Raw genomic sequence first — 25,600 nt, 5'->3', positions numbered from 1 at the left:
TCCTGAACTCAATATCATTGAAATACTGTGGAAAAAGATAAAGTATGAATGGTTATCTTGCCATGATTTTATCACTTTTGATGCACTCAAAGAGAGTGTAAAAAACATCATGGATAATTATCCGTCAAAATATACGATAACTTTTAGTTAAGCACTTACCACTATTACTCCCCCCTATAGACCATAATTTCAGCTGCCAAGCAGCACATTTCATATCGGCTTTTAGAGAATCAATGCCAGTCCAATCTCTATCGATTAAAATCATAAGCAGAACAGGAATTAGAATGTAGGTAGCTATATTTCATTAATCACAATCTGTTTTCTTAGACCGGATTACTTTTATCTTTTAAACCCAAGAGCATATACTTTAAAATAATTCAAAAACAGATTATTAAGGAACTTGAACTGCCCTGTTTAAAGCCGATGCATTCGAAACAGTTGGGAAAGCCCCGCCCCCTAAAGCCCGATACAATTCAACCATGGCCAGTAGCTTATCTCGTTGAATTTGGCTCAAAGACAGCTGAGCACTGAACAAATTACGTTGAGCATCCATAAAATCCAAGGAGCTCGCCACCCCATTAATGTATCGCAATCGGGCTAAATGCGTATATTGAGCTGCCGCATTAACTAATGTTTGCTGCATCACGATAGACTCGTCTGCCCGCTTATAACTTTGAATCGCATCATTCACTTCAAAATAAGCCGTGAGTAAGGTATTACGATAAGTAAGCTGTGCTTGTATCGCTAATTGTCTTGCCACTTCCACATCTGCCGATAAACTACCCGCATTAAACACAGGAGCCACAATCTCGGTTAATAATGACCAAAATAACCCCCTACCGTTAAAAAAATCAGCAAGGCTATCGGTTTCACGTCCATAGGTTCCGGTAATCGTAAAAGAAGGAAATAATGCCGATGTAGCGAGTCCAATATTGGCATTGGCTGCAATAAGATCTTGCTCTGCCGATTTGACATCAGGGCGAAATTTAAGCAGTTGAGAGGGCACCCCTAAAGTAAACCAAACCGGAAATTGAGCTCCGCGGCTAGGTAATTGATCCTCTGAGCTTGGGACACTGATGTGTTTATGATGAGCTTTCACATTTTGACGAGATCTTTCATCACTTGGAGATTGATGCTGAATATTTCCATTTTTTTCAGACGAAACAGAGGCTCTCATTGAACTGTTTAAGGCCGCATTTGAAGTAGTCTCAAGACTTGTCTCTGTCTCTAAGGGCATATCGAGCGGATAATCAAACTCTCCGAGTAAAATCCGCAATTGACTCTCCGCCAACATTCGCTCTAAAACCAAGTCTGGTAATGTCGCCAAAGCAGTTTGATATTCAACTTCTGCTTGTTGTACTTCTAAGCCTGAAATCACGCCATTTTTACGACGTAATAAAGCAAGATCATACGCTTTTTTACGTAATTTCACCGTGTTTACTGAAATCTGATGCCGCTGATGCGTATTAAGCCATTCATAATAACGAGATGCTAAATCACTAATCAGGCTTACATAACTATAATGCAAAAGCTCATTCGTCGATAACAAGCTTGCATAAGCCGATTCGCTTCCCCTTTGATTGCCTCCCCAGAGATCCAGCTCCCAAGCCACCACACCCGATAAATCAAATACGTTGGTCACATGCGGGCTGGTATTGGTAATGGCACTCAGTAATTTTCTTTCTAAAGAGGAGTCAATTTCAAAACTGGGATACAAAGCCGCATTGGTGACAATAAAATTGGCTCTAGCGGCTAATAACTGAGATTGCATGTTTTTGATGGTTAAATTTTTAGATAAAGCATGATGAATTAAGGTCCGTAAATACGGATCGAGATAGAAATCTTCCCATCTAAACTCAGCGATATTAGGCGGTAAACTTTGCATTTGTAAATCGGCTTCCGTGTATAAATTCGTGCCCTCGCTTTGAGGCATGCGTTTTAGAGCTAACACATCCTCAACCCCAACATAACTTGGCGCTTCCTCTAAGTTTGGCCTGTCATAATCAGGACCCACCACACAACGCGTTAACCCCATTAATAACAGAAGGCTTAAAAAAAATGCACGAGACAGTTCACACGCTAAGCACTGAGCATGCTCACATCGCCTATCTCGCTCACCACTCAACAATAACAATTTACTCCTCCTTGTCTAACCGCCAACCTTAACGATAAACCATCCCTTTGCCCTATCAATCTATTAGTATCTAACCTCTCTACGCTAAGCCTTAATGACCTTGACCCATACGATATCAATCACCAAAAACAATTAGCCCGACATATTATCTCTGTTGGCTTGGATCTTGATTAATATCAGCCTTTCCCTCCACTTTTATGGGTAACTTTTTGACCCAACTTTTAACCGTCACAAAAAATAATGGCACAAAGGTTATCCCCACTGTTGTCGCAAAAATCATCCCATAAAAAATAGGAATAGAAATTGACTGCCTACTCACAGACCCTGGACCTCTTGAGATAACAAGGGGTAATACGCCTAATATAAAGGCAAAAGAGGTCATCAAAATAGGGCGGAATCGCATTTGCGCCGCTCTCACGGCAGAATTCAATAAATTATGCCCTTTCTTATTTTGTTGCACGGCAAACTCCACAATAAGAATAGAATTTTTAGCTGCCATACCAATAAGCGCAATAAAAGCCACTTGAAAAAATAAATTACTGTCCATGCCACTGATCCAAGTACCTAACGATGCACCAAACATGGCTATCGGGGTGATCAGCAATACTGCGATAGGTGTCGTCCAGCTTTCATAGAGTGCCGCCAAAAAAAGAAAAACAAACACCACGGCAAGTGATATCGCTATGGCCGTTTGCCCAGATGCTTTGACTTCTTGAAAAGTGATCCCCGTCCATTCATATTTAAATTCATTAGGGAGTAATGGTGCTGCCACTCGCCTTATCGCATCAATGACATCCCCCGTTGCATAACCCGAAGCTGGTGTCGCATTAATCGCCGCACTAGAAAATAAATTATAGTGCGTCACCGCAGCAGGTCCTACCGCATAATCATAGTTAGCCAGCACGCCAACAGGCACCATAGAGCCCGTGTTAGAACGCACATAATAATTTTCAATTTGATTAGGATAACGACGGTACTCAGCTTCCGCTTGCAGCCTGACTCGATAAACACGACCAAATAAATTAAAATCATTCACAGTCGTTGAATCAGTAAAGGTTTTAATGGTGCTATAAATATCCGATAATTCAACGCCAATAGCTAACGCTTTGGTTTTATCGACTGTTAAGGCTAATTGCGGGATAGCATCTTGTAATCCAAGCGTTGCACTCGCGATTTCAGGTTGTTTATTTAACTGATCGATCAGCTCATTTGCAGACTCTAACATTCCGTCAAAATTAGCACCTGAGCTATCTTGCAACTCGAACTCAACCCCAGCCCCATTACCCAGCCCCGGCACTGCCGAGGGAAGATATAAGTTAAAATCAGCCTCTAATACATTTGCCAACTTTTCCCGTAAGTCCTTCATCACTTTCGTCACGGTATCATTATCTTTTTTACGCTTATCCCACGGTTGTAAAATAACCTCAAATTCGCCATTAGCTTGATTCGAACCTAATCGCTTATTCTCCCCCGCTAATGAAAAAGAATATGCCACAGCCTCATGACCCAAAATATACTTTTCGGCTTTCTGTAACACATCTTGAGTTCGATTAACGGTTGAACCATCTGGCAAGGTCACATCGATAAAAAAGCGTCCTTGATCTTCATCCGGCATAAAGCTGCTGGGTAAGTGACTCATCAATACATAAACACAGATAATAATTAACGCAAAAATAGCGTAGCTACGTTTATAATGTTGATTAGCTAAAATCACCCCCAGAACATAACGTCGAGAACTCAAGTCCAGTTTTTTATTCATCCAATGAAAAAAACCTTTTTCAGCCACTGGAGTACGCGTTAATAATATAGCGCACAATGCTGGACTTAATGTTAATGCAACCAAAGTGGAGATAAGCACAGACACCGTTATCGCAATAGCAAACTCACGATACATAATACCGGTAATGCCAGGTAAAAAAGAGACCGGAACAAAGACCGCCGCTAGCACTAAACTGGTGGCCACTATCGCGCCTGATAATTCTTTCATCGCTTTACGTGTGGCCGGTACGGGATCCATCCCTTCTTCATTAATCAAACGCTCAACATTTTCTACAACCACAATCGCATCATCGACAACAATGCCTATGGCCAATACTAATGCCAATAAACTCACAGTGTTAATCGTAAAGTCAAAAGCCAGTAAAGCCGATAAGGTTCCAATAAGAGACACTGGGACAGCAATCGCTGGAATTAAGGTAGCTCGAAAATTTTGTAAAAAGATAAACACCACCAAAATCACCAAAATAAGGGACTCAATCAGCGTCATCACCACTTCTTTTATGGACTCTTCAATAAAAATAGACGCATCAAAAAACACTTTCCACTCCATCCCTTGCGGGAATTTAGTGGACAGCTCATCCATGGTTTGCTTGACTTGCTTAGTCACCTCAAGCGCATTGGAACCAGGCAGCAAATACACCTGTAAAATAGTGGCACTATCGCCATTTAATGCCGACTGCAACGTATAAGCTGCTGAACCCAACTCTACTCGTGCAATATCTCTAAGGCGGATCAAGGCACCATCGGGGGCCGCCCGTACCACTATTTCATTAAACTCATGCACGCTGCTTAATCGCCCCGGTGCAGTAATAGGTAAAGTCACACTGATGTCATCAGTATTGGGCTGAGTACCAATTGTCCCCGCTGGCGATTCGGTGTTTTGCGCTTCAATGGCGTTAACGACGTCATTTGTTGTTAACTTATAACCCGCCATTTGATCGGGCCTTAACCAAACCCGCATAGAATAACTGCGAGAACCTGTATTACGCGTACTCCCCACGCCAGGGATCCTTCTTAAAGCCGATTCAATATTGATACTGGCATAATTACTTAAGTAAATTTCATCATAACGAGCATCTTTAGATGTCAGCGCCAATTTTAATAATTCAATCGATGCTTTTTTTGAAACAGACACCCCTTCCGTCTGGACTTCAATCGGTAAATCACCAGTTGATTGTTGTGTGGCATTTTGTACGTCTACCGCTGCCAAATCGGGGTTAGTTCCAACATCAAAAGTAATTAAAATACTAACGCCCCCAGAATTAGTACTTTTAGACTCCATGTAAATCATATTGGGCACACCATTTATTTGCTCTTCTAATGGTGTGGCAACAGAATCTGCAGCCGTCGTCGATGTCGCACCTGGATAAGATGCCGTTATTTGCACTTGAGGAGGCGTAATATAAGGATATTGATCGATAGGTAATAAGAACATAGAAACCACACCGATAAGCACAATTACGATAGAAATAACACTGGCGAAAACAGGGCGGTTAACAAAAAATTGTGCCATAGTCAACCATCCTTATTCGCACTACTTTGCTCTTGAACTTGTACTTTCCTCGCTGTATCTTTCTCGTCCGCATCTTCTAGCTTTAAATATTCAGCCTCAGATAAAGGCCGAGCTAATTGGCCATGCCTCACTCGATGCATTCCCTCTACGATGACCTTTTCCCCCGCTTTTAAGCCACTTTTTACTATCATGCCTTCTTTTCCTTGGTGCTCTATCACAATAAAGCGCCGCTCAACACGATTACTGGCTAATACCACCATGACATAAACCCCCCCTTGATCCACTTGGGTGGCTTTTTGTGGGATAACAATGGCATCACGCAGCTCACTTAATTTAATCCGTACATTGGTATATTGCCCAGGCAATAACTCTTTATCTGGGTTAGGCAATACAGCCCTCACTTCAAAAGTGCCTGTTTCTGGATTGACCGAGGGCTCGGTAAAACTCACTTTTCCTGGATAAGTATACTCACTGTAATCTGGCAAAGTGACACGAACAAAACCAGCAAGCACTTTTCCCTCAGATTCGGCTTCCTTTTCTTCAGAGCGATTTACCATTCGCCGACGCGCATTTAAATAGTCAAGCGCAGACATATTAAACATGACATAGATAGGATTGACCTTTTGTACTTTTGTCAATAAAGATTGGCCTTTACTGCCCACAAGTGCACCAACATCCACTTGCGTTTGACTCACCAATCCACTAATTGGCGCGGTGATCCGAGTATAACTCAGCTCTAATTCAGCAGCTTCTAAAGCCGCTTGACTCGCCACTAACGCTGATTTGGCTTGAGCCAAATTTGAAAGAGCATTATCTAAATCTAATTGACTCGCGGCATCTTGATCATACAAGGGTTGTAATCGCTCCACATCCCTTTTTGCCTTATCAACCACAGCCTGTTGAGCGGTTCGTTGAGCTTTCACCCTATTCACCTCAACGACATAAGGTTTACTATCAATTTGATACAGTAAGTCCCCTTTTTTAACTGCACTACCTTCTACAAAGGCTCGTTGTTCAACAAAGCCATCAATACGCGCTCTCACTTCCACATTCAGTGAGGCTTCCGTTACGCCCACATAATAACCATAGATGGGCACGGTTGATTCAACCACATTCGCCACAACCACTCTTTTAGGCTGGAAAGCTTTTTCTTGTTTATGGCATGCCGACAACATAATAATAAGCACAAAAAAGAACAGCCACTGGCCTCCTCTCTTTTGTAAAGGGAATCGATATTGGTGGGCACAAGTAATCGATAAAACGAATGTCATTAATCGCTTCCTGCAAATATCAACGAACAAGCATTAAGCCTAAGCTCACAAGCGAAGTAATACTGCATGAATTTAACGACAAAAATTCGTTACTTATTAAAAGGTAAGCTAAGTGCTCTCCTTGGTGATCTCTATTCTGGAGTTTGTATTGACTTGGATAAAGTGTAGACTGTCCTCGGTCTCTTTATCTATTTATTAACAAAGATATGGAAGAATTAAGTCATATGACATCGCCGATGCCCAAATAAAAGATCCCACTTGCAGGATTTAAACACTAACCTCTCTCCATCTTATCCAATATGAGTTTATATGAATCAACAACTTGATAATTTTGATCGCCATATTCTTCATCTTTTACAGCAATCAAATCGTACCACTTCTGATGTGATTGCCGAGCAAGTTGGCTTATCCGCTGCTGCGGTACAACGTCGTATCAAGCGATTACGCCAACAGCAGATTATTCAAGCTGATATTTCAGTGGTCAACCCAAAATCTGTTGGGCAACATCTTACCTTAGTCGTACAAGTGAATTTAGAAAGAGAACGAGTCGATCTGATGGATAGCTTTAAAAAAGCCATGTTACAACACCCCAACGTGCAACAATGCTATTACGTGACAGGCAATACAGACTTTATTTTAATTGTCACAGCAATGGATATGACTGATTATGAAGATTTTACTCGTGAAGCCTTTTTTGATAACGATAATGTCCGTAGCTTTACAACCAATGTGGTCATGGATCCCACTAAAGTGGGCTTATCCATTCCCATATTGAATGTAGCCCCTAAATAACATAAGTGAAATAACCACCTAAGTCAGTTTGTTAGATAAGCTAATGACAAGCAAGCTGTTTGATAGTTCTGAGCAGCACTTTTACTCCCGCGTTTAAATCTTCAGCTGATGTATATTCTCTGGGATTATGACTAATTCCCTTTGCACTTGGGACAAAGATCATGGCTGCTGGGCAGATCCTAGCCATCATTTGTGCGTCATGTCCAGCACCGGAAGTCATTCGACAAACCGTCAATTCTAACTCCTTTGCTGATTTTTCAATAAGTTGAACTAAGTCAAGATCAAAGGTAACAGGCTCAAGCCTTGCCATCTGAGTCATACCGATCTCTACCGATTCCTCTTCAGCGATTAAATTCAAGTAATCCACTAAAACAGCTTCTGCTTGCTTAAGTTTAAGTTCATCTGGTGATCTTAAATCTATGGTAAAGCAGGCTTGAGAAGGAACAACATTAATAATGTCAGGTTCGAACTTAAGCTTACCAAAAGTTGTTACCATACGATCACAGGTTTGCTCAACATAATCTCTCATGTATGTCATCACGCGCGCGCAGGCCATTCCAGCATCATTACGCATTGACATCGGCGTTGTTCCAGCATGGTTTGCCGTACCATTAATCGTTATTTGTTGCCAACAAATACCTTGCAAATTTTCCACTGCACCGACAGTAATATTTTCTTTCTCTAAAACAGGACCTTGCTCAATATGCAGTTCAATATAAGCCTTAGCAGGAATAAAACCGACTTCATGATCCCCTGAATAACCAATGCGCTCAAGCTCATCACCTAAAATAGAACCATCATTTCCTCGTGTCTTAAGCGCATCGTTTAACGCTAATCCCCCCACATAAACCAATGAACCCATCATATCTGGCGTATAACGAGCCCCTTCTTCGTTAGTAAAAATACTCACAACAATAGGGCGTTTAGGTTGGAAGCCCATTTCTTGCAAGTGCTGAATGACTTCCAGACCAGCAAGTACACCGTAGTTTCCATCATAAATACCCGCATTTAGCACTGTATCAATATGGGAACCCATCATGATGGCTTCTTCTTCTTGCACCGACTCAGGGGACCAAATAGCATGAATATTGCCAATTTTATCAATCTTTATATCCAATTCAGCAGATTCAAACCATTGGTATACTTGATCTCGACCCTCTTTATCAGCATGCGTCAGCGCGATACGAGCAAGCCTGTCTTGGCTATCACGACCTATCTTGCCCAACGTATTGAGTCGATTAAGTAATCGTTGAATATTTATCGTCATCGTTTAAACCTGCCTTCAACCATGAGTAAAAAATGTGTTAATGAAATAAGCTCGCATTGGCTTAACCCTTCACTAACGTTTGATATAAGATCGGATCGGTCGCCCCTTCTGTACCAATGACTAAAATACGGCTCTCTTTATTAAGCTGTAATTTTGGAATTAATTCAGTTACTTGGCATGCAATCATAACCGCCGCTAATCCCACAACGCCAGATTCACCCGCTTCTATCTTAGGCGCACCACCCACCCCTTTTGCCAGTAAACACATCAAAGGAGCAATAGCACCTTCACTCAAAGTCACAAAATCATCAGCACCATTTTTAAGAATGTCCCAAGCTAATGCCGATACCTCTCCGCATGCGAGGCCTGCCATTAGCGTCGTTAACTCGCCACCAACGACGACGGGCTTACCCGCTTTTGCACTCAGCTGTAAACAATTCGCTTGCTCAGGTTCAACAATCACCACCCGAGGACGATCATTACCCCATAAATCCCAGAAATAGCCTGTTAGCGTTGCCGCTAAGCCTCCTACCCCTGCTTGAATAAAAACATGAGTCGGTATTTTGCCTGCAAGCTGTTCCACAATTTCAGACAACATAACCGTATAGCCTAATGCAACATCTTTAGGAATATCCATATAGCCTTCATAACTCGTATCTGACACAATAATACGATTATGAACTTTAGCATCTCTGTCTGCTAATCGAACAGACTCATCGTAGTTACCTGAAATACGAACCACCTCAGCACCAAATGCTGCTATAGCCTGCTGACGTCCTTCAGAGACCCCTTCATGAATATAAATAACGCAAGAACAACCAAACATTTGCGCCCCCCAAGCCACTGAACGACCATGATTACCATCCGTTGCACAGCTAACAGTCATGGACGCTAACGTTTCTTTTAAATGACCCCCCAATAAATCCTTCATACTGGGACGAATACCTAAACGATGTTGTAATTGCAGTTGTAGCTGCCTCGCGACAGCATAAGCGCCTCCCAAGGCTTTAAAGCTTTTTAAACCAAATCGCTCGGATTCATCTTTATAAAAAATATTATCCAACCCTAACCCTTTTGCCAATCCCTCTAACGCATGTAATGGCGTCTGCGCATAAGCAGGCCAAGTTTTAATATCACTAATGGCTTGGCGTGAACCTTCCACGCTCACAATCTGTTTCTGTGCCGTATTGTAGTCGTTATCTTTATGGGCCAATGGATTATTGAAATAAGAGAGCGTTCCCGTTAATTTAATCATTCAGCGTGATACCTTAAATCGTGAGTCATCGATAAAGGGTACCTGAATGAGATGCGGGATAACGGTGATTTTTACGGAGAATTTAAAGATTTTCGTTACATTACGTAGAATAATGAGAGTACGCCACTCCAGCGGTGCTTACTTTAAAAAAATGTGGATCATCAGCACCGTCAATCGTTGGCTGAACCTAAAGCCACTTTAAGAGTCCGTTCGAAAGCCTCTCGTCTTATCGATAAAGGCACTAATGCATTGTGACTCTTTTGACTACGCCCATAAAGAGACGATTCGACAAACAAAGCAAACCAAGCCGTTAACGCCTCAGCGTTAGCAAATTCACCGTTTGCCGCTAACGCCAATGCAGCCACTTCTGCCGTCCCTAATTGAAAATCATGGCTGCCTTTTCTCAACATGTACTGAGCAGTATGTTCAGCACTAAATGATAACAGAGGCAGTTGATGTAGATAGGGACTCTTACGAAACATTTTTATCGCTTCACGCCAACTGCCATCAAGCATAATAAATAGAGGTGTTTTACCGTCATCTGCACCGAACTTCCCTTCAGTGGGTAACAGACTCACCACCGGCTGATTTTTTACTGCATATTCACTCGGAAAAATGACATAAGCTTGATAATTCGGATCGTGAATTAGTGCCAACATTTCACGGTTAGCTTGCACTCGAGACCAAATGTAGGCATGGGTATTAGGGACTAAATCAGCGATTAAACGGCCACTATTGCTGGGCTTTAAAACTTCATCATCATACATTATTAATAAAAAATGTGCTTCAGTCGACAACCGTTTTCGCCATGCACAAGTACATAACGTCTGGCAAAGTAAACATTGTTCACAACGCACCACGTTTTTCCCTCTGGCATTATACGCCTTGGTCGAAATCGCCTTTCGATACTGATACAACCTATGGACTGCGTGTGATCCTAACGTCATTACTATCACTTAATATTGAGAACAAATATAAAAGCTAATGTAAACACTTATATAAAAAACTTAAAAAGTGTCAGAAACTTAAAAAAGTGCGAGGCAATAAAACTAAAAACCGACTTTATAAGTCGGCTCTCATATTATTAATTACAAAATACGCCGCAATAAAAAATCGGCTTTTAGGCGCTTAATCCGCTTCATTATCTTTTTCACCGGAGGTGGATAATTCTGCAATGTTTGGATCTGACTATAATGATAAAGACGCTCGGTGAATTCTAAAATATGCGTCTGCTCTTGCTCAAATTGTGTTTTCCAAACCCCCATTTCATCTTGAAATAACAAACCATTTTCAAGATCTAATGCGAAAGCCCTTGGGTTTAGATTACTGCCAGTGATTAAATGCTGTTTACCATCAGCACTGATCCCTTTTAAATGAAAGCTGTTTCTATCATGTTTCCATAAATGAATATTCAACAATCCTTTATCTATGGCCCATTGCTGCCTTTTGGCAAATTTGCGCAAAGATTGTTCATACATATACGGCAATGCGCCAATCGTTGAAAAACGTTCTTCGGGTGGAATATAAAAATCATTCGCCGTTTTATCGCCAACGACAATATCAATTTTTTTGCCTTTATGTAAGTGCTTCGATAACGCCCTTGAAAGAATATAAGGCGGGTTAAAATAAGGCGTGCAAATAAACAGTGATTCTTCAGATTCTTCAATGAGTGCGATCACCGTTTTATTCAGACTATTTTTCTTACGCCCGAGACCCACAAGCGGCGTCACTCTGTTCCCGGTCGTGACCTTATCAAAACGGTAACTGGCCCGGCTCAACCGCTGTTTTAAACTGGTGATTTCACTTTTTATCGGGAGCCGCTCTGTGTCTTGACATTGTGATAGCGAATTAACAGCCACATCATTGACTAAATACACTTGGATCATGTCTCGCATACTATCAGCTAATGCTGCTGACTCTATCAAATGATATCGATCAAACCGATATTTCTCATGTTGATGTAAGTAAATATTGTTGATACTTGCCCCACTAAAAATCACCGTATCATCGATGATAAAACCTTTAAGATGCAGCACTCCCATAAATTCTCGCGCTTTAACCGGCACCCCTAAAATATCAATACCATGTTCAGCTTCTTGCATCACCTTACGGTACATCAAATAATTGCCACTATCGCCTTTCTCACCAATCAGACCACGCCGAGCTCGATGAAAATCCACTAAAACTTTCACATCAAGTTGAGGATTACGCGCTTTAGCGGCCATTAATGCTGCTAAGATCTCTCCACCCGCTTCGTCATCTTCAAGATAAAGCGCTGCAATATAAATAGAGTGCATCGCATTGGCAATATGAGACAATAAGGTTTCTTTTAAAGCGCATGGCGTTAACAACCAGCGTAATGATTCTGGTTGGATGGGTATTCCACCTAGCTTTTTCAGCAAGGTCTGTCTCCTTTAATCAATGGACTCTAGTCAGTCATAGACACTGGATAACAATCAAAATAAAAATGATTTTATTAATCAGTTTAAAGTCAACATTCATCGACTCAGAAACGGCCTATTCCACTCACTATCTATAATTTTAACGTCATGAGAACAAAATCGATTATCCTTTCAACGTTGCTTAATTTAGCACCTTTTTCCAATATAAGGACCACGCATCCAATGGCGTTCTCAAAACATGAAGCCATTGAAATTACCGATTTACGTGCCACTGAGCAAGCGTTATTTTCTTTTAGATGAATACAATGACAGTATCGGGTCGTTTAATCATCACTTTGAGTGAATTATCGCTATTTATCACTCTAGCGCTCGGACTGCCCCCTCTAAACTCATCACACTTACGATACCGTCATCGTTCGATGAAAAAGCGATCACTAAAGAAAATAGCGTATTCACTCATGAGGAAGATTAAACGGATAGACTAAAACAAATCCAATGAAAAATACGCATTTCAGTGTGCTGCAAGAATAAGTGTACAATATACGCATCAATAACATACATTCATCATTCATTGTTAATTTATCAGCGACTATCATTAACATTATCAAGCTGACAAACAGTAAATACCCCATTAAATGCAGTCTGAATAATAAAAAATTTCGCTTTTAGCGTAAACTGTATTATAAAACTAGTGTGCTCTTAACGTTGTCACTCTAAAACTAATGACTCACATTACCTTATGAAAACACTCATCACGTTACTCATCATTCTCTTAACCGCTTGGGCTTTATTCCATTTTAAATCCATACTCGGTATTTTTCTGTTTCCTCTGTTTCTCATTTTAGTGGTCTATATCACATTACGTCTTTATCGAATGATGGTAAAAGATGGCCCCACAAAGTAAAGATTAATTAATCAATAAGTTAACTCAACGATGATACAATACCGTACTTTTTTCAACCGATCGGCAAGTATTGCATTTTTTAGCGTTGCAATCTCCCTTTCCACTTATGCCAGTGAGCCCTTAGCCGCCCAAATTGCAAAAATCGAGCCTTTTGATTCGCTTACAGCTGTTTTAATTCAAGATATCAGTCCTTCTAATCGAACCAATCCCCCCCCCATATTATATCAGCGAAATGCGCATAAACGCTTTTTGCCCGCCAGTACCATGAAGTTATTAACGGCCGTTGCCACGAGCTCATACTTGGGTCCAAAATTCACTTTTAAAACGCGTATTTATAGTGATGCTCCTATTGTTAAAGGGATTATTGAAGGTGATCTTTTCATTGCGTTTTCAGGTGATCCTAGCTTCACTAAGCAAGATTTGTTCATACTACTACAAAAATTGAAAACTCAAGGTCTCAATAAAATAACAGGCAATCTCTATTTACTCGGCGCTAATGAAGAAACACTACATGCCCCAGGTTGGGCATGGGAAGACTTAACCATGTGTTATGCTTCGCCTATTTCTCAATATGCGATTAATCAAAACTGCATTAAAGCGACACTGCTTCCGAGTCCAACCACTGCGTCGAGTGGACTAACATTCAATGAGAACGAACCGATTAGCATTACCACCGCCGCCACCTTTTCACCTCAAAATAAGGATTGTGAGCTCAATCTGATTTCTTTACCCAATAATCAATTCCATATTACTGGCTGTTTTTCCAACCCCAAAGGCGTCAAACTACAAATAGCGGTCTCTGATCCTCTCATTTATGCGAAACAAACCCTTAAACAGCTCATGTCTTCATTAGCCATCCAATTAAATGGTCAACTCATCAATAAACAACAAGACATGAATAAGCTCAGTTTATTAGTCACGCATCAATCTAAGCCATTAAGCCAATTGCTCAATACTTTATTACTTAAATCAGATAATTTTATAGCAGATAGCTTAATCAAGAAAATGGGGCAGAATACCCAAGGAAAAAACGCATTAAAACAAGGGATAGTGATCCTACGTGAAGAGCTGAACAGCCTTGGTATAGATCTCACTCACGCCACTATTGTCGATGGTTCAGGTCTCTCTCGCTATAATTTATTAAGCGCTTCACAACTCGCCTCAATCTTACACTTAATCAGTACTGACAGTCGATTTAAGTACCTCTTAGATTCTTTACCTATTTCAGGGGTAAAAGGCACATTATCACATCGCTATGGATTTGATAAAAAACCAATAAAACAACATGTTATAGCAAAAACAGGCACGCTGAAAGGCGTTAATAATTTAGCCGGCTTTATTAAAACTGATACTGGTAAGTTATTACTTTTTGTTAGCTTAGAAAATGGTATCAGTGAGCCTTTACCATCAGAAAAGCCTATCGCTTTCAACCTTGCTCTAGCCACATTATTAGTCAAGCAATAAGTGAAAAACGCTATTATTTAACACTGCCGAACGTCCCAAAAAATGCAATAAAAAGGTGTCATGACAGTCATGTCACCTTTATTTATTACCTTCTGAGTAAACGAAAACTAAACGTATTCTTATACAATAAACATTAAAATAACACTTCAGGTATATCCATGATCGCACTATCTCCAGCATTCACTTGGCTTAAATGATAATCTGCTTTCGCAATCAGTTTATCAAAATAAAACTGCATTAAATGTTGTTTTTGCGCTTTAAATTGTTGATCAGGATGATCATCAGCCGCATTGGCCATGGCTAACCAGAAATAGCCATAAAGAATGAAGCCAAAGGCATCGAGGAAATCCACTGCACAAGCATTCACTAACGCAGGATGGGTAAGTTTATTTTCATTGACCTGCAAAGCCGATGCTAATAACGCATCAAATAGTGCAATGACCTTGTGTTTATAAGATGACGAAACATGAGCCATCAGCTCCATATTGGCTTTATGCTCATCAACAAAGCGCTTAAGCGCCGCCACATTATCACCCGTCACCTTACGACCCAGAAAGTCGATGGCTTGTATGCCATTGGTGCCTTCGTAAATTTGGGCAATCCGAGTATCACGCACGAGTTGCTCAATGCCCGTTTCACGAATATAACCATGCCCACCAAAAACCTGCTGGCCCATAATCGCGGCCTCTAAACCACGATCACTCAAAAATGCCTTAGCCACTGGCGTTAATAACCCCACATATTGTTGTGCCTTGGCTTGAATATCACCCTCACCGTATTTAGCAAAATCCAATTGTTGTCCAGTATACATGGATAATGCTCGGCCAGCCTCTGTCATCGTTTTTATCGTCAACAACATACGGCGGACATCCCCATGAACTATAATAGGATCGCTCTGTGGGCCCGGTTTAGTTCCCGCGGCAACCCCCTGCAAGCGCTCTTTAGCATATTCAGAGGCCATTTGATAAGCCGCCTGCGACGTACCTAACCCTTGGATCCCAATAGCCAAACGCTCATAATTCATCATAGTAAACATGCAAACTAAACCGCGATCAGGCTCACCAATTAAATACCCCGTCGCATTATCAAAATTCATCACACACGTTGATGACGCTTTAAGACCCATTTTATGTTCAATCGAGCCCACTGTTACCCCATTACCTTCTGCTAAATGTCCCGAATTATCTAAAGCCACTTTTGGAACGAGAAATAATGAAATACCTTTAGAATCAGGTAGTTTTGCTAACACTAAATGAATGATATTGTCCGTTAGATCATGTTCGCCCCCAGTAATAAAAATCTTACTGCCACTGATTTGATAGCTACCATCATTTTGGGGCTCCGCTTTAGTGCGAATAGTGCGTAGATCTGAACCTGATTGAGGCTCTGTCATCCCCATAGCACCGGCCCACTCACCACTGTAAAGGTGAGGTAAATAAGTGTTTTTAATCTCTTCACTGCCATGAGCATGAATACACAAAGCGGCGCCAGCGGTCAAAGAACCATACAATGTAAAAGCATTAGAAGCACTGTAAGCCATCTCATCAACAAGAACACCTAACATTTTAGGCATTCCCATACCACCAAATTCAGGATCGCCACATAAGCCTACCCAGCCCCCTTCCGCGTACTCTTTATAAACCGCTTTAAATCCTGTAGGGGTGATCACTTTACCCTTTTCATGTGTTACTCCTTCTTCATCACCGCTGCGGTTGATGGGATGAATTAACTCACGACTAATTTTACCCGCTTCATCTAAAATAGCTAAAGCCGTGTCAATATCAACAGCTTCAGCTATTGCAGGCAGTGATGCCCAGGTGTCTGGCGCGTTAAATACTCGCTCAAGTAAAAATTGCATATCCGCTAAAGGGGCATTATATGGATTCATGACCAAGGTTCTCAAACGTTAGATTTAAACAGTTGTTTTAATTTATAACAAATTGAGTCCCAAAAGAAAGTAATATTTTTACAAATTCAATAAAAAATAAGCTGAAATGCTAAATTGAAAAGATGAGCAAGAAAACGAAAAACATTAAGCACCAATATCGAACACACTATTGGGCCTCCATTTACAAGAAAATAAATCACGCTATTATAATAAATTATCATCTATATCGGTTGGAGATGCACCAACACCTTGCGAGTCAGCATCGAAACCCGTACTGTCATCCATGGCATCCACATCCATATGAGTATTATTAGAGTCAGTCCAGTCCCCTCTTTGCTCTGAAGTTGGCTTATCAATATCCTCCACATCCGGTCGACTACTCGAATCGAGCGCATATTGCTCACTCACCTCAAGACTCACATTCACAGAAGCTTCTGAAATCGCATTATCATGCCCATCAAAACCTTGTAGGTGGATTTCTGCTACACCTTCAAAATTATCCCCCAAATTCATTTTAACCGGTATCAATAAATCACCGGTTAGCATAACGCTTCCATCAGGCTGCTCAAGCCCTCCAGATACTGAGGCCCCGTCAGGTAAGCTCGAGATAATGATATGATCAACAGCGTCATCATGAGCAATCTCAGCAGAGATCGGAACACTAATTTCGGCACCAGGTGCCGCTGTGATATCAGGGCTTTCCACTGCCGTTTGTTCTACACCCATGTTTTCAGAAACAGTAGCCTCGTCAGTAAGCTTATCACTTCCACCGACAGGTAGTTCAATATCATCAACATCAGTTTCAGTCACATCTTGATTTTCTATTGGTACATTAAAATGCAGTGGTTGAATGTCAATCCCCCCCTCATGAATCGTCGACACCTCTAAGTTTAATTCACCCGTAAATTCTGCATCAGGCCAAAAATGATGTGTGCCATCACCGTTATCAATGATGGTGCCATGCTCTTCAGCATAAGCCACCCCACTGATCAAATCTGCTGACATTAAGCCTAATTCTTTGGCTAATATCTCTTGACTCACTAACACAGAACCGTCATCACTTAATCTTAAAGGGTGAGACTCTGAAGGTGGCACTAAATTAACATTAAAATAGCTCTCTATACTTTGTGTCCCATCAGAAGCAACAAATGCGATATGGGCTTCCCCTATAAATCCTTCGGCTGGCGTAAAACGGTACTCACCATTGAGCAATTCTTCTAATAGCCCTTGACCCCATGACAAACTGACTGATTCTATATGCAATTCATCCCTATCAGATAACTGAGCTAACATATCAGCGTCAGTGAAAGAGAGCGTATTGCCTTCTTCCAGTTCGGTGGTGACTATCGCCTCTATTGCCGGTGCTTGGTTATCACCTCCTTCGCCTTTCACTGCAATCGAGCTTTGCGCATCATGTAATATGCCGTCTTGATCTACGACATACGCTAAATCCAATTCCCCCGTAAACCCTTCAGATGGTCTCACAAGCCACGTTCCATCGCCATTATTGACAATCTCACCCTGATCAGGTTTCGTAAAGCTCAACATATGCACATTATCGCCATCTTTAGCCTCAATAATGTCGGTCATTTCTAATAACTCAGCAGCTGTGAGTAATAAGGCTTCATCTACCTCAGTTTCAAAATCGCCCGACGGTACTAATGTCTCAGCAGTACTTATCGGTGCAGGCTCTGAAGCTTCATCACCATAATCAACTGTCGTGGCTGAGACCGTTAAAAAGAAGTTACCCGAAAAATTATCTGGGGGCGTTAATGCGAGATCGTCAACATTCCAATTTGTCACATTAAGCACTTGCCCCACTTCAGTAATGAAAATAGTATTCTCTCCATCTGACACTTCGAAGCCGACCGGGAAGCCAGTAATAATGAGATGACTTAACGTCTCAGAATCATCAACCATCATCATATTCAGGCCTAAATGTCCTGTACTATCTTCATTAAATACCAAAGGCCCTTCGTGATCGGTCGTGATAACGGCGCCATCTGCAACAGGACGAACATAAATAGGTACATCTAAGGTCGTTTCAAATTCACCATCACTGACGATAACTTGCAGATCGGAGGTTCCGGCAAAATTTGTGGCAGGACTAAAGGTCCAACTGCCATCGCCATTATCAATCAGCTCACCTCCATCTTCTCCTTCCGCGGTAATAATACGTGATACGATCAAATGTTCAGTATCAATATCATCAAATAGATTTAACAAGTCATCAGCATTAAAGCTAAAGTCACCATCTTCGTGGGTGGTAAGTTGCGCATTCCCTTCTGTAAAAGGCCTATCATTGACTGGGATAATATCGACATTCAATGAGCCCTCAACTGAATCGGTACCATCAAACACTTGGTAACCTAATTCAATAAGCCCATTAAAATCCGGAGGGGTTAATAAATGGAACATACCATCAGGTTGCTGCTGCAGTGTCGCATTATCAGGGTGCTTTATAATGAGGTTTTCTAAGGTAATATCGTCATTATCAATATCAGGTACTTGATCCGTTATGAATTTAGGATCAATTACCAATATTTGATCTTCATCTCCATTCAACGTTAACATTGGCGCATTTGGCGCATCATTCACGGCGGCAACATCGACATGCACAGTCGCAGTATCTTCCAGTCCATCTTCGTCAGCAACCGTATATTTAAAAGAGGCCATGCCGTTGAAATCGGGAGCTGGCGTAAAGAAAACCCCCTCGTCTGTCATTTTAACATCGCCATGATTGTCATTAATCATCTGCACTTGAGTAATGGTTAACTCATCGCTTTCCACATCAAAATCATTGCGTAACAACTCATCAAATGTAAACAATTGAGCACGATCTTCTCCCCCTCCAAAATAATCATCGTGAGCAATCACCACATCATTTTCTGGCGTCACCGTCACATTGACCGTGGCTGTATCAAAGCTGCCATTACCATCAGTAACCGTATATTCGAAACTGGCCGGACCATGATAATCAGCATCCGGTGTAAACACGATTTGGCCATTATCATCGATAATGACTTCACCGTGAGTATCATCGATTGATCGCACATCAACAATACTCAGTGCATCACCATCGGCGTCGAGATCATTACGCAATAAATCTTGTGGACTAAATGTAAACTCGGAATCTTCAAGTAAAGCAAATGGATTTATTTCAATATTATCATTTATATCAATTAATTGATCGGTAAGGTTTAAAGGGGTATCTGCATTGTCATAATTAAGCTCCAGATGCACAATATTGTGAGCTTCACTACCATCACCTTGTATTGTAATCATTTTCACTTCATCTGATGCCGTCCGGGATACCGTCATACTTTGTACGACATAAGTTCCATTCCCCCCTTCGGTCCCTAAAGTAAAATGATCGACGGGTCTATCTGTCGTAAACTGATACTCATCAAATTCCGTTCTTGATTCTCTGAAGTCGCCCTGAACATCAATGACCTTTCCATGAATATCATATGCCGTAATCACAACTTCAGTTGCATGCCCACTGTCTTTATCAAAATAGCCGCCTAATCCATCTAAAGCAAAAGTCACCTGATTAATATCTTCTGCTTCAATCTTTACTGTCAGCACTTCATTACCACTTAAACCATTAAATGTTGCATTTCCTACCCCCGACCCAATATGCCCTTCTCCATTCCAGACGGTTAAATCCCCGTCCGACACACTGGTAGTAATCTTTGCCCCATCACCAGTCTCAAAAACAGCTCTGTTGCCATCAACATTACCCCAATCACTGGTTTTAACTGTTCCAATAAAAGTACTGTTATCATCATTCCCATCAAAACTACCAATCTTGATATCTCTTGTTATTTCTCTGACTTCTTCAGTGTTAGTGATAAACTGCACTTGTGTATGAGCCGAATATTCTACTCCTACTTCCATTTCTTTCCATTCAACACCATCAAGATATTGCATGACCCCGTATTCCGATAATTCATCCAGCCGGATCATCGGCTCTTTAGGCGCTGATCCAAAATCATCCTTAGCGATCACAGGATCGTTTTCAGCAGTCACATTCACTGTCACGTTGGCCGTGTCGGTACTGCCCCGCTCATCGGCAGCCACATACTCAAATACCGCCTCACCAAAATAGTTGGCTTCGGGCACAAACACCACATTTCCATGATCATTGACGTACACCTCACCATGGGTATTGGGCCCAGGGATCACCTCGATGATATGCTGCTTATCGCCGTCCGCATCAAAATCGTTCGCCAATAACTCTTTGGCGGTAAACACCGTTCGAGAGTCTTCTTGCCTCTCAACCCGATCATCTTTTGCAATGACCGGATCATTGATGGGCGTCACATCTATTGTGAAAGTCTGTGGGGACGAACTTAATTCACCGTCAGAGACGGTATAAGTCAGGCTCACTTCACCATGAAAATCAGGCTCAGTCTGGTAACTTAATAGTCCTTCTTCAATATCAACACGGCTAATCGCTTGCCCTTCATTAATCGGTTCTTCAGATAAGAGCATCACCCCCTCATTAGGCAAATCAAGTACAGTGATACTCTCTAACCTATCAGCTACATTTTGATCGCTAAAAGGGAAATCCGCTAACGTAAAAATGTAACTGCCATCTTCATCAATAACCGTTTCTTTGGCTTCACTTTCTGGGGCATGTTCTCGAGCATCGACATGAACCTTTTGAATAACAGAGGCTTCATCATCATTTGACAACTCTGTGGCCGTAGCTTTGACCGTTACATTAAATTCTCCGCTGTAATCCTCGGGTAATTGAATACTAATCGTGTCACTAATCGCTGTCGTTGGTATGGCACTAGAGCCCGTTTCATCAACAAGAATTTCGCCCCCATAAATTTGTTGATTCACTTCTCCCATATCAATACTAAAAGTAAAATCATTAAAGTCTTTATCTCCACCATTAAGGAGATCTTCAAAACCAATAATAATTTCCCCGTCTTCATTCATTTCTGCTCGGGTATGTTTAATATCATCTGCATTTAACTGAATGTTATTCCCACCATGAAATACGGCATCTCCAAACTGGCCTTTAATCACGGTCTCATCACCCTTTGCATCAATGAAGATTAATTGAGGTGAAGCTGAACCCATAGTGGCTGGGCTACCATCATCATCTCTAAAAACAAATTCGCCTGGAACATAATCCAGATTTTCAATTGATCTTGCGCCATTAGGTATCGTAAAGAGATTAAAAGATTCACTTGCATTAATATCAAAAGTAAAGTTAGACTCACCTGGCATTAAATCGCCTCCACTGCCTTGAGCAGAGGCATTTCCATAAACCACTTCAACATCGTAAATATTGCCTTCTTCATCCACCTTATAATACCCAACTGAATTTTTAAAACCCGCACCTTCTCCTTCAAAAGTCACAGTGACTTGGGTATCTGCAAATGATTGCAGTCCATGGTCTTGTTCTTGTAGCAGAGAATCACCATCAAACCGTACCACGGACCCTTCTGGCACCCCGTCTAACGTCAGCGTTAATATTTCCGAAAGATCTTGGTCAACTAAAGCGGCGTCAATATTAAGTTCCAGAGCATTGTCAGGATCGATAACAATAACCGTATCACCAAGGTTATTACCCTCATTGTCAGTCACGGTCAGCTCGGGCGCATCGGCTACCGCTTCGACCTCTATATTCATCACTTGCTGCGTTTGAGCGTTTCCATCACTCACATCAAAAACGAGAGATAATTCACCACTAAAATGAGGATCGGGAACGATAGTAAAGCTACCATCCTCATTTTCAGTAACGTGTCCATTTTCACCAATCGTTAAATTTTCTGCTGTCAGTTTATCACCTTCAATGTCACTTGCATTGGCGAGTAACTGCGCTTGACTAACACGAAGATGACCATCTCCATCCATACTATATGCCAAAGGACCTGATATAATCGGCGTATCATTCACCGCGTCAACATAAATATCAATGGCTGCTGAAACCGTTTCGATTCCATCTGTGACCTCATAATGAAGATTTAAATCACCATTAAAATGCGTATTAGGCGAAAAACGATAATCATCCGTCCCTGGAATAGGTAATAACACACCATAAGGACCATCATATCTAACTGAAATAACGGATATATCATCACCATCAATATCATCACAATGGAGTAATAACGCCTCAGCAGTGATCAGTAGTGTGCCATCTTCTCGCATCGTAAATTGCAGATTTTCTACTGTTGGCCCATCATTGACATTATCAACTTGAACTTCAAACACTTTTGATGTGGTTTGGCTATCAAAATCATCTTCTAAACTGGGGGTCAAACCATCCTCATCGGTATCCAATACATCCACTTCAAATATTTCTGTTGTTGTTCGAGAGCTAACATCATCTTCGGCTGTATTTTGACCAATAGCGCCACCAGCACCTGAAGTCCCTGATGCTGCAGTTCCTGCAACACCCGGTGTCATATCATTCCCTTCAACACTCCCAGCTGACACACCAGCAGGATCTAATTTCCCCCCACCCACACTTTGCCCACCGACACTGGAGGAAGCACTTGCATTAGCCTCTTCGTCTTCTTCAATAGCGGCTTGACTATCAATAACATTAGACTGCGCATTTTCGTTGCTTTGAGCACCACTCCCCTCATCGGATATCTGCTCCGCATTGCTTCGGGTCGTAGGATCATCCTCACTGCCAGCGGCTGTGATCCCCTCATCCAATGTTTCATTCCTTGCATCGGCAAGATTAACCGAATCAACCGCTGTGGCTGCTGCACTGGATACAGTATTCTCCTGATTCTTCGCATCTGTTGAAGCAACACGACCATCTTCAGTGTCTATCTGAACTTTGGCTTTATTTAAATCATCTTTAGAGTCACTATCGGTCGCCATTATATCGCCTCCATGCAAATACTATTTTATGGTTTTAAGCAAAGACTAGGATGATATGAATTACAAGCTTAATGGGCATTAAACTGGATTATTTATCAGAAAGAAAAATATATATTCAGTAGCGAAAAGGTGTATCTGATAAATAATGTAGTTTGTGGCGTTAAATAACGCCCTCTTAAAAATCCTAAGAGATAGGTCAATAATGCAAGACTGAAGTCAGAATAGACATTCACACTCTTAATATAGCTCACTGTTAAATCTCAATTAAAACCTAAAAATCAATGTCACAAATAACAAGTTTTAACTTATTGGTCTACAGTATATAGAAGCAATAAGAATCAGAATGTCATTTTTTCATCCATAATTTTAAACCAAGGAAGCATTATGGAACATTATCAACAGTTTTTAGACACATTAGACAATGACACCGATATGGTTAACATCATCCTCAACATGTATAAAGAAGAGCATGGTGAGGATATTATAAAAATAAAATCATGCTATGAAAATAATAATTTAGATGAATTATTTCATCTAACTCATTCATTAAAAGGAGTAATCTCAAATTTTTTTGAGCAAGATATATGCGATTTACTCGAAAAAATCGAAAATACCTCAAAGTCAGGAGAAACTCCCCCTTCAGATATTATTGAATCCGCTTGTGATAAAATTGAAGATCTTAATAATCAAATTGATAAAATAATAATGAGTTGATCTAAGCTCTCAAGGTAGGTATCTGAGATGAGTGAAATAGAAAAACATATAAAAAAAGCGCTGACTCAATCAAACCACCTCAATGAAATGCCCGACCATATACGAATTCAAAGTGTAATGACAAGCACGCATAAATCATTACTCTTTGCATTTATAGCTATAATTATGCTCATAATTCTAGCTTCACAAGCAGAACTCGATATTATCGTGTCAGCAAGAGGAGAGTTACTTCTCGATTCAGACATAGAGAAAGTGCAACACCTAGAAGGAGGTATTTTAGAACAACTCATGGTTTCACAAGGTGATACCGTTTATGAGGGCCAAGCTATCGCTAAACTTAAATCGTTAGAAAGAAACTCCACACTCAATACCACCCTTCTTGAAATCATTGAGCTCGAATTAGCATTAATTACCTATCGTGCTTTATCCAATATGCTTCCTCCTGATTTTTCTCAATACAGTCAATATGCTGATGTTGTAAGAAACTATCAAAAAAAATGGCAGTCTGAGTTCAATAAAAACAATTCTAATCAAGGGTTAATCACTCATGATATAGACCACAAAGAAAAACTCCTCAACTCTATGCAGTCTCGAATTCGCAGTTCCCAAAAGCAACTCACACTCATAAGAAAACAACTTTCAATCAAGCAAACTTTACATGAAGAAGAAATGGCCTCCTATGTCGATGTACTCAACATGCAAGTGCAAGAGATGAATATGCTGAGAGAAATTGAAAACCTTGAAGAAGCGGCACTTAATGAGACATTTCAGCAAAAAAGATTAACGAAACAGTTAACGGATTTGATCTCTAACCGGAATGCTGAATATCAATCCAAAATAAATGAACATGCAAAACAGCTGCAAATAAAAAAAGCACAGAAACCTCAGCTGTCAGATAAAGTCGACAGACTCGTAGTTTACTCCCCTGTTGATGGCGTGATTGATAAAATTCATTTCAATTTTAAATCGGCAGTGATCCCTCCAGGAGAAAGTATTGCCGATATTGCTCCATTAAAAAACACCTTGCATGGCGAAGCCAAAATCCCAAGAAAAGATATGGGGTTTGTCGAAGTAGGACAAGAGGTTAAACTAAAGTTTGATACTTATAACTCGGCTAAATACGGTGGTTTGTCAGCTGTAATTTCATCCATTAGTCGTTCTTCATATGAAGAAAAAGAATCAGAGTTTTATCTCGCCAACATTACCATTAACCAATCCTACTTGGAGAGATCTGGTATAAAATATAATTTATCACCCTATATGGAATTTACTGCTGAAATAAAGACAGGTTCTAGAACCGTTCTTGACTATGCAGTAAAACCTATCATGTCCGCCATTGAAGATACCTTTGATGAAAGGTAA

14 protein-coding genes and 1 pseudogene are annotated in these 25,600 nt (G+C 40.9%); 6 read left to right on the top strand and 9 right to left on the bottom strand.

Translation table 11 applies throughout. The features are described 5' to 3' along the window. Positions 1-151, top strand: a pseudogene (locus L2764_RS07290) (IS630-like element ISVsa8 family transposase); the annotation flags it as partial. Positions 152-391: 240 nt separating this feature from the next. Here the strand turns inward: L2764_RS07290 and L2764_RS07285 are convergent. From L2764_RS07285 to L2764_RS07275, 3 genes are all read right to left on the bottom strand, one after another. Continuing rightward, the gene (locus L2764_RS07285) at positions 392-2,134 is read right to left on the bottom strand and encodes a TolC family protein (RefSeq protein ID WP_248939559.1); all 1,743 of its coding nucleotides are present in this window, start codon (positions 2,132-2,134) and stop codon (positions 392-394) included. A gap of 145 nt (positions 2,135-2,279) precedes the next feature. Beyond that, positions 2,280-5,426, bottom strand: coding sequence for an efflux RND transporter permease subunit (locus L2764_RS07280; protein ID WP_248939558.1), 3,147 nt, complete (start codon positions 5,424-5,426; stop codon positions 2,280-2,282). 2 nt (positions 5,427-5,428) lie between these two features. Further along, on the bottom strand, positions 5,429-6,697 hold the full coding sequence (locus L2764_RS07275) for an efflux RND transporter periplasmic adaptor subunit (RefSeq protein WP_376708389.1): 1,269 nt from the start codon (positions 6,695-6,697) through the stop codon (positions 5,429-5,431). 309 nt (positions 6,698-7,006) lie between these two features. Between L2764_RS07275 and L2764_RS07270 the strand changes: the two genes are divergently transcribed. Then, positions 7,007-7,489 (top strand): Lrp/AsnC family transcriptional regulator, encoded by a 483-nt coding sequence (locus L2764_RS07270; protein ID WP_248939557.1) that lies wholly within the window; start codon positions 7,007-7,009, stop codon positions 7,487-7,489. Positions 7,490-7,529: 40 nt separating this feature from the next. Here the strand turns inward: L2764_RS07270 and L2764_RS07265 are convergent, their stop codons facing one another. From L2764_RS07265 to pssA, 4 genes are all read right to left on the bottom strand, one after another. Beyond that, positions 7,530-8,756 carry a Zn-dependent hydrolase gene (locus tag L2764_RS07265; RefSeq protein WP_248939556.1) on the bottom strand — a complete coding sequence of 409 codons (1,227 nt, stop codon included), beginning with the start codon at positions 8,754-8,756 and terminating at the stop codon, positions 7,530-7,532. 61 nt (positions 8,757-8,817) lie between these two features. After that, entirely contained in the window at positions 8,818-10,011 is a 1,194-nt protein-coding gene (locus L2764_RS07260; protein ID WP_248939555.1) for a diaminopropionate ammonia-lyase, read from the bottom strand. A 170-nt stretch (positions 10,012-10,181) separates the two neighbouring features. Further along, the gene (locus L2764_RS07255) at positions 10,182-10,958 is read right to left on the bottom strand and encodes a tRNA-uridine aminocarboxypropyltransferase (protein WP_248939554.1); all 777 of its coding nucleotides are present in this window, start codon (positions 10,956-10,958) and stop codon (positions 10,182-10,184) included. A 141-nt stretch (positions 10,959-11,099) separates the two neighbouring features. Further along, positions 11,100-12,413 (bottom strand): CDP-diacylglycerol--serine O-phosphatidyltransferase, encoded by a 1,314-nt coding sequence (gene pssA, locus L2764_RS07250; RefSeq protein WP_248939553.1) that lies wholly within the window; start codon positions 12,411-12,413, stop codon positions 11,100-11,102. A 739-nt stretch (positions 12,414-13,152) separates the two neighbouring features. Here pssA and L2764_RS07245 point away from each other — a divergent pair. Both L2764_RS07245 and dacB read left to right on the top strand, forming a co-directional pair. After that, positions 13,153-13,317, top strand: a complete 165-nt coding sequence (locus L2764_RS07245; protein ID WP_248939552.1) for a hypothetical protein — start codon at positions 13,153-13,155, stop codon at positions 13,315-13,317. Positions 13,318-13,347: 30 nt separating this feature from the next. Beyond that, positions 13,348-14,781, top strand: a complete 1,434-nt coding sequence (gene dacB, locus L2764_RS07240) for a D-alanyl-D-alanine carboxypeptidase/D-alanyl-D-alanine endopeptidase (RefSeq protein ID WP_248939551.1) — start codon at positions 13,348-13,350, stop codon at positions 14,779-14,781. 133 nt (positions 14,782-14,914) lie between these two features. Here the strand turns inward: dacB and L2764_RS07235 are convergent, their stop codons facing one another. Together L2764_RS07235 and L2764_RS07230 are read right to left on the bottom strand one after the other, a co-directional pair. After that, entirely contained in the window at positions 14,915-16,669 is a 1,755-nt protein-coding gene (locus L2764_RS07235; RefSeq protein WP_248939550.1) for an acyl-CoA dehydrogenase family protein, read from the bottom strand. 204 nt (positions 16,670-16,873) lie between these two features. Beyond that, on the bottom strand, positions 16,874-23,524 hold the full coding sequence (locus L2764_RS07230; protein ID WP_248939549.1) for a tandem-95 repeat protein: 6,651 nt from the start codon (positions 23,522-23,524) through the stop codon (positions 16,874-16,876). A 384-nt stretch (positions 23,525-23,908) separates the two neighbouring features. On the opposite strand from L2764_RS07230, the gene L2764_RS07225 reads away from it, so the two are divergent. Next, on the top strand, positions 23,909-24,238 hold the full coding sequence (locus tag L2764_RS07225; protein ID WP_248939548.1) for an Hpt domain-containing protein: 330 nt from the start codon (positions 23,909-23,911) through the stop codon (positions 24,236-24,238). 27 nt (positions 24,239-24,265) lie between these two features. Beyond that, on the top strand, positions 24,266-25,600 hold the full coding sequence (locus L2764_RS07220) for an HlyD family type I secretion periplasmic adaptor subunit (protein WP_312018344.1): 1,335 nt from the start codon (positions 24,266-24,268) through the stop codon (positions 25,598-25,600).

Source organism: Shewanella surugensis, from assembly GCF_023284005.1.
GTDB lineage: Bacteria > Pseudomonadota > Gammaproteobacteria > Enterobacterales > Shewanellaceae > Shewanella > Shewanella surugensis.
The sequence above is the reverse complement of the archived record's forward strand: the minus strand, read 5'-3'. Positions and strand labels throughout refer to the sequence as shown.

What these genes read in the sequence shown, in the direction of transcription:
- L2764_RS07280 (WP_248939558.1), bottom strand. Translation starts at nt 5,426, where the DNA reads ATGGCACAATTTTTTGTTAACCGCCCTGTTTTCGCCAGTGTTATTTCT.
- L2764_RS07275 (WP_376708389.1), bottom strand. Translation starts at nt 6,697, where the DNA reads ATGACATTCGTTTTATCGATTACTTGTGCCCACCAATATCGATTCCCT.
- L2764_RS07270 (WP_248939557.1), top strand. Translation starts at nt 7,007, where the DNA reads ATGAATCAACAACTTGATAATTTTGATCGCCATATTCTTCATCTTTTA.
- L2764_RS07265 (WP_248939556.1), bottom strand. Translation starts at nt 8,756, where the DNA reads ATGACGATAAATATTCAACGATTACTTAATCGACTCAATACGTTGGGC.
- L2764_RS07260 (WP_248939555.1), bottom strand. Translation starts at nt 10,011, where the DNA reads ATGATTAAATTAACGGGAACGCTCTCTTATTTCAATAATCCATTGGCC.
- L2764_RS07255 (WP_248939554.1), bottom strand. Translation starts at nt 10,958, where the DNA reads ATGACGTTAGGATCACACGCAGTCCATAGGTTGTATCAGTATCGAAAG.
- L2764_RS07245 (WP_248939552.1), top strand. Translation starts at nt 13,153, where the DNA reads ATGAAAACACTCATCACGTTACTCATCATTCTCTTAACCGCTTGGGCT.
- dacB (WP_248939551.1), top strand. Translation starts at nt 13,348, where the DNA reads ATGATACAATACCGTACTTTTTTCAACCGATCGGCAAGTATTGCATTT.
- L2764_RS07235 (WP_248939550.1), bottom strand. Translation starts at nt 16,669, where the DNA reads ATGAATCCATATAATGCCCCTTTAGCGGATATGCAATTTTTACTTGAG.
- L2764_RS07230 (WP_248939549.1), bottom strand. Translation starts at nt 23,524, where the DNA reads ATGGCGACCGATAGTGACTCTAAAGATGATTTAAATAAAGCCAAAGTT.
- L2764_RS07225 (WP_248939548.1), top strand. Translation starts at nt 23,909, where the DNA reads ATGGAACATTATCAACAGTTTTTAGACACATTAGACAATGACACCGAT.
- L2764_RS07220 (WP_312018344.1), top strand. Translation starts at nt 24,266, where the DNA reads ATGAGTGAAATAGAAAAACATATAAAAAAAGCGCTGACTCAATCAAAC.